The 16,542-nt window shown below is 48.0% G+C and carries 16 protein-coding genes and 3 tRNA genes; 15 read left to right on the top strand and 4 right to left on the bottom strand.

All coding sequences use genetic code 11. The annotated features are described in order from the left end of the window. Positions 1 to 6: 6 nt before the first annotated feature. Positions 7 to 54, bottom strand: a complete 48-nt coding sequence (locus tag KI228_RS24610; RefSeq protein WP_418219740.1) for a hypothetical protein — start codon at positions 52 to 54, stop codon at positions 7 to 9. Positions 55 to 448: 394 nt separating this feature from the next. On the opposite strand from KI228_RS24610, the gene uvrY reads away from it, so the two are divergent. The 10 genes from uvrY to KI228_RS13065 all read left to right on the top strand — a co-directional run bounded on the left by uvrY (position 449) and on the right by KI228_RS13065 (position 10,459). Then, positions 449 to 1,105: a UvrY/SirA/GacA family response regulator transcription factor gene (gene uvrY / locus KI228_RS13110; protein WP_043000305.1), complete on the top strand. Its 657-nt coding sequence runs from the start codon at positions 449 to 451 to the stop codon at positions 1,103 to 1,105. Then, positions 1,102 to 2,934, top strand: coding sequence for an excinuclease ABC subunit UvrC (uvrC, locus tag KI228_RS13105; RefSeq protein ID WP_043000306.1), 1,833 nt, complete (start codon positions 1,102 to 1,104; stop codon positions 2,932 to 2,934). The genes uvrY and uvrC overlap by 4 nt, the downstream gene beginning before the upstream one ends. A 56-nt stretch (positions 2,935 to 2,990) precedes the next feature. Then, the gene (gene pgsA / locus KI228_RS13100; RefSeq protein WP_042318323.1) at positions 2,991 to 3,539 is read left to right on the top strand and encodes a CDP-diacylglycerol--glycerol-3-phosphate 3-phosphatidyltransferase; all 549 of its coding nucleotides are present in this window, start codon (positions 2,991 to 2,993) and stop codon (positions 3,537 to 3,539) included. A gap of 150 nt (positions 3,540 to 3,689) precedes the next feature. Beyond that, a tRNA-Gly gene (locus KI228_RS13095) sits at positions 3,690 to 3,765 on the top strand. Positions 3,766 to 3,814: 49 nt separating this feature from the next. Beyond that, a tRNA-Cys gene (locus KI228_RS13090) sits at positions 3,815 to 3,888 on the top strand. Between the two features lie 12 nt (positions 3,889 to 3,900). Continuing rightward, a tRNA-Leu gene (locus KI228_RS13085) sits at positions 3,901 to 3,987 on the top strand. 208 nt (positions 3,988 to 4,195) lie between these two features. Then, on the top strand, positions 4,196 to 5,110 hold the full coding sequence (locus tag KI228_RS13080) for an alpha/beta hydrolase fold domain-containing protein (protein ID WP_061069992.1): 915 nt from the start codon (positions 4,196 to 4,198) through the stop codon (positions 5,108 to 5,110). Positions 5,111 to 5,707: 597 nt separating this feature from the next. Further along, a complete protein-coding gene (locus KI228_RS13075) occupies positions 5,708 to 8,767 on the top strand; it encodes an autotransporter outer membrane beta-barrel domain-containing protein (protein WP_052443913.1) in 3,060 nt (1,019 codons plus the stop codon). Positions 8,768 to 8,948: 181 nt separating this feature from the next. Then, complete coding sequence (locus KI228_RS13070) at positions 8,949 to 9,755, top strand: AraC family transcriptional regulator (protein WP_061070672.1); 807 nt, start codon at positions 8,949 to 8,951, stop codon at positions 9,753 to 9,755. 83 nt (positions 9,756 to 9,838) lie between these two features. After that, positions 9,839 to 10,459 carry a LysE family translocator gene (locus KI228_RS13065; protein WP_081097231.1) on the top strand — a complete coding sequence of 207 codons (621 nt, stop codon included), beginning with the start codon at positions 9,839 to 9,841 and terminating at the stop codon, positions 10,457 to 10,459. 112 nt (positions 10,460 to 10,571) lie between these two features. Here the strand turns inward: KI228_RS13065 and KI228_RS13060 are convergent, their stop codons facing one another. Next, positions 10,572 to 10,934, bottom strand: coding sequence for a RidA family protein (locus tag KI228_RS13060; protein WP_043001899.1), 363 nt, complete (start codon positions 10,932 to 10,934; stop codon positions 10,572 to 10,574). 710 nt (positions 10,935 to 11,644) lie between these two features. On the opposite strand from KI228_RS13060, the gene KI228_RS13055 reads away from it, so the two are divergent. The 4 genes from KI228_RS13055 (at position 11,645) to KI228_RS13040 (ending at position 14,274) form a co-directional block, all read left to right on the top strand. After that, a complete protein-coding gene (locus KI228_RS13055; RefSeq protein WP_043000311.1) occupies positions 11,645 to 12,157 on the top strand; it encodes a LuxR C-terminal-related transcriptional regulator in 513 nt (170 codons plus the stop codon). A 100-nt stretch (positions 12,158 to 12,257) separates the two neighbouring features. Then, positions 12,258 to 13,037, top strand: coding sequence for a winged helix-turn-helix domain-containing protein (locus KI228_RS13050; RefSeq protein ID WP_081097232.1), 780 nt, complete (start codon positions 12,258 to 12,260; stop codon positions 13,035 to 13,037). Continuing rightward, positions 13,034 to 13,498 (top strand): hypothetical protein, encoded by a 465-nt coding sequence (locus KI228_RS13045; RefSeq protein WP_061069997.1) that lies wholly within the window; start codon positions 13,034 to 13,036, stop codon positions 13,496 to 13,498. Before KI228_RS13050 ends, KI228_RS13045 begins: the two co-directional genes overlap by 4 nt. Positions 13,499 to 13,608: 110 nt before the next feature. Continuing rightward, complete coding sequence (locus KI228_RS13040; protein ID WP_043000313.1) at positions 13,609 to 14,274, top strand: YecA/YgfB family protein; 666 nt, start codon at positions 13,609 to 13,611, stop codon at positions 14,272 to 14,274. Positions 14,275 to 14,301: 27 nt separating this feature from the next. On the opposite strand, the gene tyrP is transcribed toward KI228_RS13040, so the two are convergent. Next, positions 14,302 to 15,513: a tyrosine transporter TyrP gene (gene tyrP, locus KI228_RS13035; RefSeq protein WP_043000314.1), complete on the bottom strand. Its 1,212-nt coding sequence runs from the start codon at positions 15,511 to 15,513 to the stop codon at positions 14,302 to 14,304. A gap of 191 nt (positions 15,514 to 15,704) precedes the next feature. Here tyrP and KI228_RS13030 point away from each other — a divergent pair, with 191 nt between their 5' ends. Beyond that, the gene (locus KI228_RS13030) at positions 15,705 to 15,944 is read left to right on the top strand and encodes a YecH family metal-binding protein (RefSeq protein ID WP_044257607.1); all 240 of its coding nucleotides are present in this window, start codon (positions 15,705 to 15,707) and stop codon (positions 15,942 to 15,944) included. Between the two features lie 34 nt (positions 15,945 to 15,978). Here KI228_RS13030 and ftnA read toward each other — a convergent pair whose 3' ends face one another. Beyond that, positions 15,979 to 16,476, bottom strand: coding sequence for a non-heme ferritin (gene ftnA, locus KI228_RS13025; RefSeq protein WP_042318344.1), 498 nt, complete (start codon positions 16,474 to 16,476; stop codon positions 15,979 to 15,981). Positions 16,477 to 16,542: the final 66 nt, after the last annotated feature.

Here is a 16,542-nt window from a genome sequence, read left to right as displayed (position 1 = left end):
AATGTTTCAGTAAAAATTTGCGATGATAAATGTTAAGGCCGCGGAGTATACCATAAGCTGAGGGAAAAATAGCAGTGGTTGTTTTTCGATCGGAAATCACGCCAGCGGAGTTAAATTAAACAACAACATAAGAAGTCTATATTTTCCTCATTTATTGTTTATTCCGAGTATTTTACTCGTTAATTATTGTTACAAACTTACCTGTCTATTTAGCATTTAGGCGAGAGAAAGCGAGTTTTTGTCACTATTGTGAAACCTCGTTCCCGAAAATAGTGCGTGTAACTGGCTGTTCTTAGCCTAAGTTTCCACAAAGCGTACAGACTAATTTCCGAAAACGAGAGCAAAATCGGTTACCGGACGTTTTTTACGTTTTAAAGTTGAGATAAAACCCGCTAATATAGTGGCGATCCACTATCAGTAGCGTTATCCCTATTCTGGAGATATTCCTTTGATCAACGTTCTTCTTGTTGATGACCACGAACTGGTGCGCGCAGGGATACGACGCATTCTTGAAGATATAAAGGGTATAAAAGTTGTCGGTGAAGCAGGTTGCGGTGAGGATGCCGTTAAATGGTGTCGCGCCAACACCGTCGACGTCGTGTTGATGGACATGAACATGCCCGGTATTGGTGGCCTTGAAGCCACGCGCAAAATTGCGCGTTCAACTGCCGATATTAAAGTGATTATGTTGACCGTTCACACGGAAAATCCGTTGCCGGCAAAAGTGATGCAGGCCGGAGCCGCAGGTTACCTGAGTAAGGGCGCTGCGCCTCAGGAAGTGGTAAGTGCCATCCGCTCGGTTTATTCCGGGCAGCGCTACATTGCTTCTGACATCGCCCAGCAAATGGCATTAAGCCAGATTGAACCCGAAAAAACGGAAACCCCGTTTGCCAGTTTGTCTGAGCGCGAATTGCAGATTATGCTGATGATCACTAAAGGTCAGAAGGTGAATGAGATTTCCGAGCAGTTGAATCTCAGCCCTAAAACGGTGAACAGCTATCGCTACCGTATGTTCAGTAAACTAAACATTCATGGTGATGTAGAGCTGACTCACCTGGCAATTCGCCATGGCCTGTGTAATGCGGAGACGTTAACAAGCCAGTGAGCGATCAGTTTGACGCGAAAGCGTTCCTAAAAACCGTAACCAGTCAACCCGGCGTTTATCGTATGTATGATGCCGGTGGTACGGTTATTTATGTGGGTAAAGCGAAAGACCTGAAAAAACGGCTTTCCAGCTATTTCCGCAGCAACCTGGCTTCGCGTAAGACCGAAGCGCTGGTTGCGCTCATTCAGCAAATCGATGTGACGGTAACGCACACCGAAACGGAAGCGTTGCTGCTCGAGCACAACTATATCAAGCTGTATCAGCCGCGTTACAACGTGCTGTTACGTGATGACAAATCCTATCCCTTTATTTTTCTCAGCGCGGATACGCATCCCCGGCTGGCTATGCACCGTGGCGCGAAACATACCCGCGGCGAATACTTTGGCCCGTTTCCCAACGGCTATGCCGTCCGTGAAACGCTGGCGCTCTTACAGAAAATTTTCCCGATCCGTCAGTGTGAAAACAGCGTTTATCGCAATCGCTCGCGCCCTTGTCTGCAATACCAGATCGGCCGTTGCCTGGGGCCCTGCGTCGAAGGCCTGGTGAGTGAAGAAGAGTATGCGCAGCAGGTTGACTATGTTCGGTTGTTTTTATCCGGTAAAGATGACCAGGTCTTAACTCAACTGATCGCGCGGATGGAGAAAGCCAGTCAAAATCTGGCGTTCGAAGAGGCTGCGCGTATACGCGATCAGATCCAGGCCGTGCGCCGGGTGACGGAGAAACAGTTCGTTTCCAACGCGGGGGACGATCTGGACGTGATCGGCGTTGCGTTTGATGCCGGGATGGCCTGTGTCCATGTGCTCTTTATCCGCCAGGGGAAAGTGCTGGGCAGCCGCAGTTATTTCCCGAAAGTGCCGGGAGGGACTGAACTGGGCGAAGTGGTAGAAACCTTCGTCGGGCAATTCTACCTCCAGGGCAGCCAGATGCGCACGTTGCCTGGCGAGATCCTGCTGGATTTCAATCTGCACGACAAAACGCTGCTGGCCGATTCGCTTTCTGAACTGGCAGGGCGTCGTATTAATGTGCAGACCAAACCCCGCGGCGATCGCGCACGTTATTTGAAACTGGCGCGGACCAATGCCGCCACGGCGCTGACCACGAAACTCTCTCAGCAGTCGACCATTACCCAACGGTTGACGGCGCTGGCAACCGTGCTGAAGCTGCCAGCTGTAAAACGGATGGAATGTTTTGACATCAGCCACACGATGGGCGAACAGACGGTGGCATCGTGCGTGGTCTTTGATGCGAACGGGCCGCTGCGTGCGGAATACCGTCGCTACAATATCACCGGTATCACGCCGGGCGATGACTATGCGGCAATGAATCAGGTACTGCGTCGCCGTTATGGTAAAGCCATCGAAGAAAGTAAGATTCCGGATGTGATCCTGATCGACGGCGGAAAAGGGCAACTGGGGCAGGCGAAGGCCGTTTTCGCCGAGCTGGATGTCCCCTGGGATAAAAACCACCCTCTACTGTTAGGTGTTGCAAAAGGCGCTGACCGTAAAGCCGGTCTGGAAACGCTGTTCTTTGAACCGGAAGGTGAGGGATTTAGCTTGCCGCCGGATTCGCCGGCATTGCATGTGATTCAGCATATCCGCGATGAGTCCCACGATCATGCCATTGGCGGCCACCGTAAAAAACGGGCGAAAGTGAAAAACACCAGTACGCTGGAGACCATCGAAGGCGTTGGACCGAAACGTCGCCAAATGTTGTTGAAATATATGGGTGGTTTGCAAGGATTACGTAACGCCAGCGTTGAAGAAATTGCAAAAGTGCCGGGTATTTCGCAAGGACTGGCAGAAAAGATCTTCTGGTCGTTGAAACATTGAGTCCGCTGTAGCAACATAGGGGTAAATTCTCTGACAACAGATAGTTACCCGTCACTATGCAATTTAATATTCCAACGTTGCTTACGCTGTTTCGCGTCATACTTATCCCATTCTTTGTCGTGGTGTTTTATCTGCCATTCACCTGGGCGCCGTTCGTTGCTGCGCTGATCTTCTGTATCGCTGCGGTGACCGACTGGTTTGACGGTTTTCTGGCGCGTCGCTGGAACCAGAGTACGCGTTTTGGTGCGTTTCTCGACCCGGTTGCGGATAAAGTGCTGGTGGCAATTGCGATGGTACTGGTGACCGAGCACTATCACAGTTGGTGGGTGACGCTGCCCGCGGCCACGATGATTGCACGTGAAATCATCATTTCCGCGCTGCGTGAATGGATGGCGGAACTGGGTAAGCGCAGCAGCGTGGCGGTCTCCTGGATCGGCAAAGTCAAAACCACCTCGCAAATGGCAGCGCTGGCCTGGCTGCTGTGGCGTCCGAATATCTGGGTGGAGTACGCGGGGATTGCACTGTTCTTCGTCGCTGCGGTCCTGACGCTGTGGTCAATGTTCCAGTATTTGAACGCCGCGCGTGGGGATTTGCTTGATCAGTGATCGTTTCGCCGTAAATTTCAGCAAACGATCCTAAGTGGCGAAAAATATCGTTGACTCATTGCGTCAGGTAAGTAGAATGCAACGCATCGAACGGCAGCACAGATTGCCAGACGATAGTAAAATCAAGTGATTAACGATTTGCTTGATGATGCGGGAATAGCTCAGTTGGTAGAGCACGACCTTGCCAAGGTCGGGGTCGCGAGTTCGAGTCTCGTTTCCCGCTCCAGATTAAGACATCGGCAGTTGCGGGTGTCAGTCGCAAGACAAAGATTTAAGGCGCGTTAGCAAAGCGGTTATGTAGCGGATTGCAAATCCGTCTAGTCCGGTTCGACTCCGGAACGCGCCTCCACTTTCTTCCCGAGCCCGGATGGTGGAATCGGTAGACACAAGGGATTTAAAATCCCTCGGCGTTCGCGCTGTGCGGGTTCAAGTCCCGCTCCGGGTACCATGGGAAAAGCAGAATAATCAAAGCAATAAGCAGTGTCGTGAAACCACCTACGGGTGGTTTTTTTGTGTCTGAAATTTGCCTCCAGATTGTCTGGTAACCGTCTGTGGGCGTCATTTCATGGACGAGAGTTTATGGTGTATTGTGCTGAAACCGAACGCGTTTTCTGTATACTGATCTCCAGTCTGGCGATTCGCAGTGAGGCGACATCATGTTAAGCATTGAAGCTAAGCGCAAAAGAGACGCACTTTTCAGGAATTACGCAAGCAATGTAGATTTCGTGCTTAACACGCCTCTTCATGAGCAAAGAAGAGTATGGGAAGAAGGGGCAAAGAATGTTCCGTTACCCGAAAATGTCAGCACAGAAGAAATTGATGAAGAGGGTATTTCAGCGGAGTGGGTGCGACATTCGCAGGCCGAAAAGCGGAAAGTTATTCTGTACCTTCATGGCGGAGGTAACAGTCAGGGATCAAGCATCACACACCGGAAACTGGTTGGACATATTGTCCATTATGCAAACGTGAATGCCCTCACGCTCAACTATTCATTAGCTCCTGAAAATCCCTTTCCCGCCGGTTTGATGGATGCCAAATATGCGTGGCAGTGGCTATTAGCGCAGGGGTATCGGCCTGATGAGATCATTCTTGGCGGTGACTCAAGCGGTGGAGGGCTGGTTTTATCTCTGCTCCTGCTACTCAAAAGTGAAAATTTTCCGTTGCCGCATTCCGGTTTCTTATTATCTCCGATGCTTGATTACACCTTATCGGGCGACAGCATCTCTTCCTGTGCAGATAAGGACCCGCTGATCGTTATTGAGGATTTGCGGCAAACCGTCGCATACTATTGTTCTGATGCCGAAACCTCAAATCCGCTGGTTTCTCCTCTTTTTGGCGATCTGACCGGACTTCCCCCTCTCCTGGTACAGACAGGAAGCGATGAATTACTTCTCGATGACGCGATCCGCCTTGCGAAACAGGCGACAGAGGCGGGTGTTAACGTTCAAATTGAAGTGTGGAAAGGTATGTGGCACGTATTCCAGTCATCCGCAGACAAGATACCGGAAGCAAATCGCGCAATACGCCGAATTGCTTCCTTTATTCATTCGCAGCCGCTTGAGGCGTTGTAGAGGGGACTTCAAACAAAGCGCGTCAATATAATACGCAACAGAGATATATTGGGTCTGTAAAAAACCAGGAATAATCCAGTCCCTATTTAACAAGTCAATGATAAAAATAGAATGATATTTTCACAAATAAATAGCTCTATACATTTGGCATTTTTCTGGCTATATTTAATACGGGTGATTTCTATTCTTCATCTTTCAGTAGATGAAATCATCTGATGTTACGAGAGTATTTTATCATTTAACATGAAGGCCATTATTCTGAAACGTACAGTTTTGGTGGTTTTCTGTGCATCTAATTTTATATTCTACCGGCTTTTATATGACGCCTGAAAAGTAATATTTCTTTTAAAAACAAAGAGAATTCTTATCAGGAGTATTGGTTTTTAATAAATCGGAATAATGGGAATTGGATGCTAATTATCTTAATTAGCAAGGTTATACGCTGTTATTAAGAACCTGGTATTGATGAAATATATCGTAGTGAGGAGATAGTGTTATTGTTTTATTTAAAATCATTAGCCGGGAAATTTTCTTTCTGGGGAAAAACGTTATCGCAGCGACACTGGCAATGAAAATGCTTATCAGGAGGACAGACAAATGATTCAAGGGATATTGAAAAAGATATTATTAGCAGCTTCAGGTTGTACCGTTATAGTTGCTTTTCCTGTCTACACGGAAGAATTAGTCAGCCGGAATTACACCACCGGCATAAACCAGATTGCTTCGGGTGATCATACCGTAACGGCGGGTGATGTGTTGCTGGATGCTAGCGGATATACCGGAATGTTTTATTACCAGCGTTCAATACTTAATACGACTAATGGCAGGATGAATATTGACATTGCTCAGGGCAAGACATTGAGCATTATAGGGTTTAATAATAATCCCGTTGATAACAGTTCTGCGGTTTATGCCTGGAAAAGAGGAACACTTAGCGGAACGATGACCTTTACCGGAGGCAATGTTGTTGTCAGCAATGTTGTTAAAGACAGCTATTCCGATATCTATGGCCTCTTCGCCGGGCCTGGAGGGGTACTAAATTTTGAGAGCGATGGTGAAAATAAAATCAATCTCTCTGTGCTCGTGCCTCTGGCCGATGAGGTTTCTACGCACCGCCATGGTATTGGTCTTTATGGGGGAGAGTTGAATTTTGACGGAGGGCTGTTTTACATCAATGTTGATGGCGATCCGGGGAGTTACTCGATTGACAGACGCATCGGGATATTAATAGCCGGGGGCAGTTCAGTGAACGTCAGGGCGGATAACATTCTGATTGATACAAATGAATCTGCAATCATGGTCGGGAGAGATGCAGGATCGGCTAATTACCCGATGGCCAATAATGTCGTCAACAGCGCGAATCTGGAAGCAAATTTCATCCATCTGAAAAGCAGCCAGGGTATTTTATCCAGAGTGAGTAGCGATTACCTCACCCGCTCGCGTTTCACCTTCACCGGCACTACGCTCATTGAAGCCATTGTCCATGGAGATATAGACAATCTTTTTGGTGACAATGTTGGGGGGGACATTCTTTCTGCTAACTCGACAGATTTTGTCTTTAACAGCGACACGACCCTGATTGGTGAAAACCTGACGCCACTCGGTACGCGTGGTGAATATGAACACGAATATCTTGGATGGTTAGATGGGCACTGGCTTAGAGGCGTCGCGCTGATGGATACCTCATCATTAATCGCCAATGCGGATTTCAAACTCCAGAGCAACGGGGGATATTACAACACGGGACTCTACCTGTGGGAAAGTCAGGCCCTCTTCAAAGGGAGAACGTCTATTTCCGTATTAAACGGCGTGGATACAACTCGGGGTGTCTATCTTTATGGCAGTCCCGAAGAAACGACTTATGCTGAATTTCAGGATGACCTGACGGTTTCCACTTCAGGTTCTCAGGCGGAGTATATTTCCGGGATTGAAGTTCTTGCCGGAGGCAAAGCGGACATTCAGAAAGGGTTATTTATCAATGATAATCCTGCGATAACCTGGTCGCTGTTCTCATCAGGCGATGGAAGCCTGATTGATGTGAACACATCAGAAACCGGAACCGTTCAGATTGACGGCGATATTGGGGCGACAAACGGCGGTACGCTGAATATGACCCTCAATAATGCCAACTCCTGGTTAACCGCGGCCAGTTATACCGCAACAACAACGTCGACCAGCCAGGGTGTCGTAGACATGAATATCACTAACGGCGCGGTATGGAACATGACTGGCAATTCGCATGTCACTAACCTGTCGCTGTCGGGCGGGCGAGTGAATATGCTGGCGCCGGGCAATACTGGCGCGTTTAAGTCTTTGACTGTGGAAGGCGATTATACCGGCGGTGGCACCCTGATGATGAACACTGTACTCGGAGGGGATAACTCCGCAACGGACAAACTCATCGTAGAGGGAAATACCTCCGGCCACACGTTGGTGGCAATCAATAATATTGGTGGCATGGGCGCGCAGACGGTCGAAGGGATTGAAATTGTCAATGTTGCAGGAAACTCCAGTGGGACTTTCGAGAAAGAGAGTCGCATTGTTGCCGGTGCGTATGATTACAATGTGATCCGGCGCGGCAGCAACTGGTATTTAAGCAGCACTGGGGGGCTGAGTGACCCCGTTGACCCGGGCGTGCCAGCTTCGCCAGAAATCCCGCAGGCACCGGTTCACCCTGGTGGTCCTTCACAGATTCGCCCGGAATTTGGCAGTTATCTGGCTAATAACCTGGCTGCCAATACCCTGTTCATTTCGCGGCTTCACGATCGTCTTGGCGAAACGCAGTATACCGATGCGCTAACTGGTGAGAGTAAAACTACCAGCATGTGGATACGCAACGTGGGAAGTCATACGCGCTTTAACGACGATAGCGAACAGTTAAAAACCCAGAGCAATAGTTATGTGCTGCAACTTGGCGGCGATCTGGCGCAGTGGAGTTCAGATGGTCTGGACCGCTGGCATCTTGGGCTAATGGCGGGTTATGCCAACAGCCGTAGCCGCACCACATCAGCGTTAAATAACCATCATTCCCGTGGTTCGGTCGACGGTTACAGTGTGGGTCTGTATGGTACCTGGTATGCCAACGAACCTGATCAATCCGGAAGCTATGTGGACACCTGGATGCTCTATAACTGGTTTGATAACACCGTCAATGGTCAGTATCAGGCAAGTGAAACGTATAAATCCAAAGGCATCACGGCTGCGGTTGAGGCGGGTTACAGCCTGAAGGTTGCAGAAAGTCAGCAATTGACGTACTGGATCCAGCCCAAAGCTCAGATCGTCTGGATGGATGTGCAGGCGGACGATCATCGGGAACGTAATGGCACGCCGGTGAAGGCGGATAGCACTGGTAATCTGATGACCAGTCTGGGTGTCAGAGCATACGTCAATCGTAAACCCACCGTCGAAGAGGACAAGATGGCAGGCATCCAGCCATTTGTTGAAGCGAACTGGATCCACAACTCACACAGCCCGCGAGTGACCATGGGTGAGATGCCAAATGACGTCCAGGGAGTAAAAGATTTGGCAGAACTGAAAATTGGTGTGGAAGGACAACTCTCCTCTCGCTTGACGGTCTGGGGAAATATCTCCGGGCAAGTGGGGAGCGACCACTACAGCAATGCCCAGGGCATGGTGGGTGTGAAATACAACTGGTAAGCATGGGACTGGATATTCCATGAGAAGGGTGAGGGGCAGGGTAAAATCTGCTCCTTTTTTATTCGGGCCTGAGTCGAGTCTGTTCCAGCTAATTACAAAAGATGGGTCGTCTGTCTTCGTTTCAGAGGGTATCTTGAGAGAATCGATGTTTATCTCCCTCCATGACCATGAGAAAACGACCATGAAAAAAGACGTTCATCAGGTGAAGCAGTACCGTCGTGTGATACCTGATGTTGAAATACTGTCGTTATATTCAGCGCGCGCGTTCCCTCGTCACTCTCATGATCAATTCGGCATTGGGGTTTTCATCCAGGGAAGCCATCGCTCATGGAGTAATATCGGCAATGTAAATGCGGTACCAGGGGATATCATCATGGTCAATCCCGGCGAAATTCACGACGGGATCCCCGCTACGGGTCCGCGGGGCTGGCATATGTTGTATATCAATCCTGACGTCTTTATAAAAGAATGGAATACCGACATACCCACAGGTGATTTAACCCTGAAGCCTGTGGCTAACGATCCTACTCTTGGTCTGATGATTAGGCAGTTTCTTCATCAGCTCGCTGCCGATGATCCTGATGCTATGGCGATTGAAGAGATGATCATGCGTTGCCTTATGCAGGCTGGACGGCACCACACCCTTTCTGCCGCACCGCGTATTCTGCCTTCTCCGACAGTACGACGGGTAAAAGAGTTCATTGATGATGCCCCGGAGGAGAACATGACATTGACAAGATTAGCCAGTCTGTGTGACATCTCCCGATTCCAGCTCATTCGCCGTTTTTCCAGGGAGGTGGGGATGACGCCGCATGCTTATCTTTTACAGTCCAGAGTTCGGCTGGCAAAAAAACTCTTGGCACAGGGCAAGAGAACGGTTGATGTTGCATTAATGGCTGGTTTTTCCGATCAAAGCCATCTGACTCATGCATTTCAGAAACAGACAGGCATCACGCCGGGGCAATATCGTTCCGCGATGGTGGATTAACCATCTGCAATTTTCTACAAGATCTGCAGGGGTATCCTGATAAACACTGACTCTCCTGTTTTGTGTTTACCAGAGATAACGCCATGCTAATCAGTATCGAATTCTTATTAACCTCTTTGATTGTGATTATTTCGCCGGGAACCGGTGCTATCTACACCATCGCGATGGGGCTGTCGCGGGGGACAGCGATGAGTTTGCTGGCTGCCGTGGGATGTACATTGGGGATTATTCCGCATATGTTGGCCGCCATCACGGGATTAGCCGCCATTTTCTACTCCAGTGAAATGGCGTTTACCGTCATCAAATATGCCGGGGTCGTGTGGCTGTTATATATGGCGTGGAATATCATAAAAGAGAAATCAACATTACAACCGGATGATTGCGACATTTCTCAGTCAAGGGTAAAAGTGATCCTGCACGCAATATTTATCAATCTGTTAAATCCCAAGTTGTCACTGTTCTTTTTGGCCTTCCTTCCTCAATTCATTCAAACCACATCAACCGCACCGGCAACCGATATGTTAATACTGAGTCTGATCTTCATGTTAATGACGCTGCTCGTGTTCATGTTGTATGGTGTTTTTTCATCCTTTATGCGCACGAAGGTATTAAACCACCCGATGATTTTGTCGGGACTACGGATCCTGTTTTCATGTGGTTTTGTGAGTCTGGCGGTGAATTTATTGTTAACCCAGCGTGGGTAGCGCGAGTCAGGTCTATGGCATACTATGTCTGTGGGAAGGTTATTCCTGAGAATTGCTCTTGCGGTGAGTTTATTCATTACGCCGCAAGAACGCTCTGTAATAGGATGGGATATTATCGGCAAGCAATGGCGTCAAGTTGAAACAACATTCCTGATGTGCCTCCGCGATGAGCAAATTCAGTCTGAATGGATTTTCTGGCCGGAAATTGGCCATCAAAGCGCTGCTTCATGACGTTCTCCATCACCGGAATATCCCACACGTCGCGGAACAGCGCATCAATTTTCACGACTGACTGCAGCGTCAGGCCGATAGTGCTTAGCCTTTCACTCAGATTATCAAACGCGCCATTGATTTGTGCCTCAATGGGTTGTCCGATATTACCAACACAGTAACTCACAAAGATAAAACCGCCAGCCTCAACCATTCCGGCAAGCGCCCAGTCTTCATTTATTTCATGCCTTGTAATCGTCGTCATAATGTAAGTCATTATCCTTTGGTTTTACATGGGGTCGTTTCTGTCACCATACTAGCCTCAGACATTCTCATGATAAAGGGATCTTTCAAAGGTGAGAAATAAAAAAGGTCAAATGTCCTTAAAGATTTTTTTATCATTTTTTATAAATACTCCGACGTGGTTAATGCGTTTCTCCAGAGGGGAGGCTTCTCGATCCAGGTAAGAAAATAACATTATTTTTAGTAAGTAACATTCGGTGTAAAGAATGAGTAACGTATTTAAACTTCTTATGGTCAGTGAGAAACTCAGGCTGCTTATCCCGGCGTCATTGCATGAGACGGGTGATCTCAGGACTGCATCACTCATCAATATTCCTTTAATATGATTTTATTGTGTGCTGACAGTTTAATGTTTTTGTTTTATCTTATTGTAAATCATACGGTTACAAACATGATTTTTACTTGAGATGTCTGATGTTCTTCATTTAAGGTCGTTTAAGGCTATTTAAAATGACAGTTTAAGATATTTACAGCAATAATCAATATCATAAAGACGGTAGTTGTCTTTATTGTGGTTTTGTTTGAATTTTTCAATTAATTTTCAGGAGTGTATCGCCAGGCGAAAGGAATCGACTCTGTGGAAACGGTAAAAATATAATGTTGTAATAGATGAATTTAGCATGCAATTTCAAATCCTGGAAATATCGCTGTTACAAGTGGAGTTAACGAATAATGCATATATTTTCACATGATCAGTACTTTATTGCTGGTCTGCAGCAAATACTGTTCTTTACTGGTCTTGATAAATCACCTGAGATTGTTGTTTTTGATCCAGGAGGTGGTACTGTTTATATTACAAACAGTATTGAATGTCTGCGTGCGGATACAATGGATACGTTAACGCATTTTACACAACTACGATGCTATTCATTGACCCGAAATGCGCCTTTAACGGAGTACTTTTACGTACTGGATCAGCTAAAGCAGAATAAGCGGATCCCTCTGCATACCCGATCATTGTCGAACAGGGAACGGATAATCATTGAATATTATCTGGCGGGACTCGGAAAGCGCGCCATTGCACGAAACATGCTGCTCAGCGAGGGAGCTATCAGCAATAGTCAGTTAAGAGCGTTGCGGAAAATGAATATGAAGAATATTGCATTGTTTCTTCAGGTTATGCGCAACTGGTGCGTCTTCAGAGCCAAATATTCCTGTGAACGCAGTATCACATTTTTGCCATAGGCTTTAAGAATTATCGATTATTCCATTGGGCAACATGTCCAGGGGACGACATGGTGATGAAGAACCATTTTAGGGGGATAACGGGTATTATCCAAAGGACATGGCGATGATATTGTACTTAATTAATGGAACAGTAGAGTTCAATCCGCAGACCAGAAGCCTGAAAAATCAATCAACTGGAGAGGTTGTTTATTTACAGCAACCCGCCACGGCATGTTTCCTTTATCTTATTTTGAATCAGGGTAGGGTCATCGCGCAAAAAGAACTGGTAAACGAAGGCTGGAAAGCGCGTGATGTTGTGACCCTGCCCAATACGTTTTATCAGACTATTTTAACATTACGTAAGACACTGGAAGAGATAGGATTACCAAGACATATGGTAAAAACTATTTCCCGTCAAGGACTAACATTATCATCAGATATTGTGATTGAACCGTTTCCTCTTCAGAATCTTGCTATTTCTGAAAATTCAGCAATCAAAACGCTAACCAGTGAAAAAGAATGCACCGCAAGCATTCTACCGAACAAATCCCGCGGGCTACGCATTGGAATATCCTTTTTCTTTATTGTGACGATAATAAACTGCATGTTTATGTATCAGAATCGATTGAAAATGCCATTTCAGAATTTTGTGGCCCTGCACATGGATAAGAAAAATGATAATCGCTGCCATGTCTATTATGAAGTGACGCAGTCGGTCACTGATAATTACGCTGCGCTGATAAAAAAATATCCGAACTTTTGCCAGGACAACAATTATATCTTTCTCTCTGACTACGCCAAAACCGGACGTGCTGTGGCTTTTGTGTGCAACAAAGATGTTCGATCTGACACTGAGGCATTTTGTTCATCTCATTTTTTCTGGAATTTACTCCAATGAGTAAAAATACGGTTGTATTACTCCTGATTTGGTTGTTCAGCACATCGGTGATTTCCGGTGTTTACCTGTTATATCTGCTATTCAAACCGTCATACCTGGATTGTATTGGTGATGCTGACTGGAATGTTGGTGATGCCCGTTTCGTTGGCGTGGTTTCCTATCAGATGCACAAGCGAGAAGGGCTGGCCGTCATTACGGGTAAAGTGGATGGCGAGACAAAGATTAATGTCAATCGGCTGGTCTATTTTAACTATACCCAGCAGTTCAGAACGCGGATTTTACATACAGTACGCATTGTCAAAACCTTTTCCGATACCGTGACGGATGAAAAACTCGAAAAGATATTATCTCCATTCTTTTTGAAGAAAGGTGGTGAATTGACCCTGACCGTGGATGAGTATCAATCTGCGTATGTCTTTTCAAACGCCAATGTGCCGTATCTGTTTTGCAGAAAGAAATGATGAGGAGAATGGATGCCCATGTGAGGTGTCCCACGCGGCAATCAGTATCCGTTTCCTCGTTCGCCATGTAAGATAGCCGCTGGCGAGAGTGTTTACCGAGGACAAGTATGATGAAAACGGGACCGTTGAACGAAAGTGAACTGGAGTGGCTGGATGATGTGCTGACCAAGTACAACACCGAACATGCCATTCTTGACGTGGCAGAACTGGATGGACTGCTGACGGCTGTACTCAGTTCACCACGTGAAATTGAGCCAGAGCAGTGGCTGGTTGCCGTATGGGGTGGGGCGCAATATGTGCCGCGCTGGTCCTCTGAAAAAGAGATGACGCGTTTTATGAATCTCGCTTTCCAGCATATGGCGGACACCGCTGACCGGTTGAATGATTTCCCGGAACAGTTTGAACCGCTGTTTGGTCTGCGCGAAATTGAAGGTCGTGAGATTACCATCGTGGAAGAGTGGTGCTTCGGCTACATGCGCGGCGTTGCGCTTTCCGACTGGTCCGCGCTACCGGATACACTGAAACCCGCTCTTGACGCCATTGCGTTGCACGGTACAGAAGAGAATTTCGAGGTGGTTGAGAAACTCACCCCGGAAGCGTTTGAAGAAAGCGTTGAGGCGATCCGCCTGGCAGCGTTGGATCTCCATGCATACTGGATGGCGCACCCGCAGGAAACGCCAGTGCAGGTGCCAGTGAAAGCGGAAGTGAAAGTCGGCCGCAACGATCCATGCCCGTGTGGAAGCGGTAAAAAATACAAGCAGTGCTGTCTGCACTGAAAAGAAAGGGGCTGACGCCCCTTTTCTTTATCCCACTTCGGGCAGCAGTCCGGCGGCAATCAGAAATTGTACGCCGATCACCACAATGCCACAGGTAAACACCAGTGCCAGCGCGGGGCGTCCGCCCAGTACGCGATAGCCCGCCTGCGGATTCTGTTTACGACTCTGCCATGCCAGCAGTGAAGGGATGATCAGCGCCAGCACTGCCAGCGCGACGCCGGCGTAGCCCAGTGCCATCACAAAACCACGTGGATAGAAGAGGGCGAAAGCCAGCGGTGGCAGAAAGGTGATTGCACCCGTTTGCAACCGGCCAGCGGCTGTATTGCGGCGCTGAAACAGATCGGCCAGATAATCGAACAGCCCCAGTGCGACGCCGAGGAAAGAGGTTGCCAGCGCTAAGTCAGCAAAAAGGTGCACCGCCAGCTCAACGTGCGGCGAGGCAACGACCTCCCGTAACGCCTGCAACAAACCATTCAACCCGGCATGATTTGCCAGCAGTCCCATAAACGTTGTGGAGTTGATGCTACCGAGCGTCGCCAGTTGCCAGAAAATATAGGCCACTAACGGAATCGCGCTGCCGATAATAAATACCCACCGCAGTTTGCGGATGTTGCCTTCCATGTAACTCACGATGCTGGGGACGCTGCCGTGAAAGCCGAAAGAGGTGAAAATGACCGGGATAGCCGAAAGCGCCAGCCCCTGCTCAAGCGGCAGGGTCAGAAGATTGACTTTATGAATGTGCGGCATCAGCAGCGCCAGCATCACGACCAGGAAAATAATCTTGGCGCTAAAGAGAAAGCGGTTAAACAAATCGACCAGCGAGGTGCCCACGCAGACGACGCCACCGGCAACAAAGGTGAACAGTAATACGCCAGCGGTGGGGGACATTTCGCTTCCGGTCCAGTCGCTGATACTGGAGGCGAGTAACTCACCCGCGCCGCTGATATAGGCAGCGGTCAGCGCATACATCAGGAACATCATACTGAAGCCGGTTATCCACTGACCATAGCGTCCCAGATAGCGCTTAGCCAGCGTCCCTAAACCGGTGTCAGCCGGGACGTGCTGATACACTTCAAGCAGCAACAGCGCGGTGTAGCACATCAATGCCCACAACCCAATCAATAACGCTAAAGTGACGCCAAAACCGACCCCGGCGGCCGCCAAAGGCATCGCCAGCATCCCTGCGCCAATCGTGGTGCCTGCCACGATGAAAACACTTCCCAGAGTTCTATTCTTCACGCTTTACACTGTCCCAGAGAAAAACAACGGTTAGATCTGCGGCGCAGGGTAAGGCAAAACGCTATTTTCGTCAAATGACCGTTACATCGACTGTATAAGAATATTTACGCCCTAAATGAGCGCAACCTGCGTTGGCGCAAAGCAGCGGATGCCGTTTCGCCGTAGGCTACGCACTTTATTGAGGAGGAATGATGGATTCTGTTCACGGTCACGAAGTGTTGAATATGATGATTGAGTCAGGCGAGAACTATTCTACGGCTAGCCTCGAAGCTGCGATTAAGGCGCGGTTTGGCGAAGCGGCGCGTTTTCATACTTGCTCAGCGTCGGACATGACGGCGGGAGAACTGGTGGCGTTTCTGGCGGCGAAAGGGAAATTTATCGCTCAGGATGGCGGTTTCTCTACGCACGAAAGCAAGATATGCCGTCATTAAGAAAACGGTGAGGAATTTCCTCACCGTTTTATGATTAATTTGCGGTATCGAGCGTCGACAGTTCTTTATCGATAAAATACAAACCTTCGCCGCTTTTTCCTGCCAGCGTTAATTTATCAATCACCGATTTAAACAATTTCTCTTCTTCATGCTGTTCGGCAACATACCATTGCAGGAAATTAAAGGTCGGATAATCCTGACTGGTCATTGCGGCATGCGCCAGCTCGTTAATTTTCTGGGTGATCAACTGTTCGTGTTCGTAAGTCACACGGAATAACTCATCCAGCGATGCATATTCAGCAAAAGGCGATGAGACGGTATTAATGCGCGGCAGGCTGCCGGTATCGGTCAGATAGTCAAACAGACGCTGCATGTGCGTCATCTCTTCCTGCGCGTGGCGACGCAGGAACGCGGCGGCACCTTCAAAGCTGTGGTAGCTACACCAGGCGCTCATCTGCTGATAGAGCAGGGAGGAATATAATTCCAGGTTCATTTGCTCATTCAGTTTGTCGATCATTTCTGTTTTCAGCATGACTTCGCTCCACAAAATTCATAAATATGTTGATGTGGCGTCACTATAATTTGTTATTTAAATATT

Origin of the sequence: Citrobacter amalonaticus, from assembly GCF_018323885.1 — a bacterium.
GTDB classification, from domain to species: Bacteria; Pseudomonadota; Gammaproteobacteria; order Enterobacterales; family Enterobacteriaceae; genus Citrobacter_A; species Citrobacter_A amalonaticus.
This window is presented reverse-complemented; position numbering and strand designations above follow the sequence as displayed.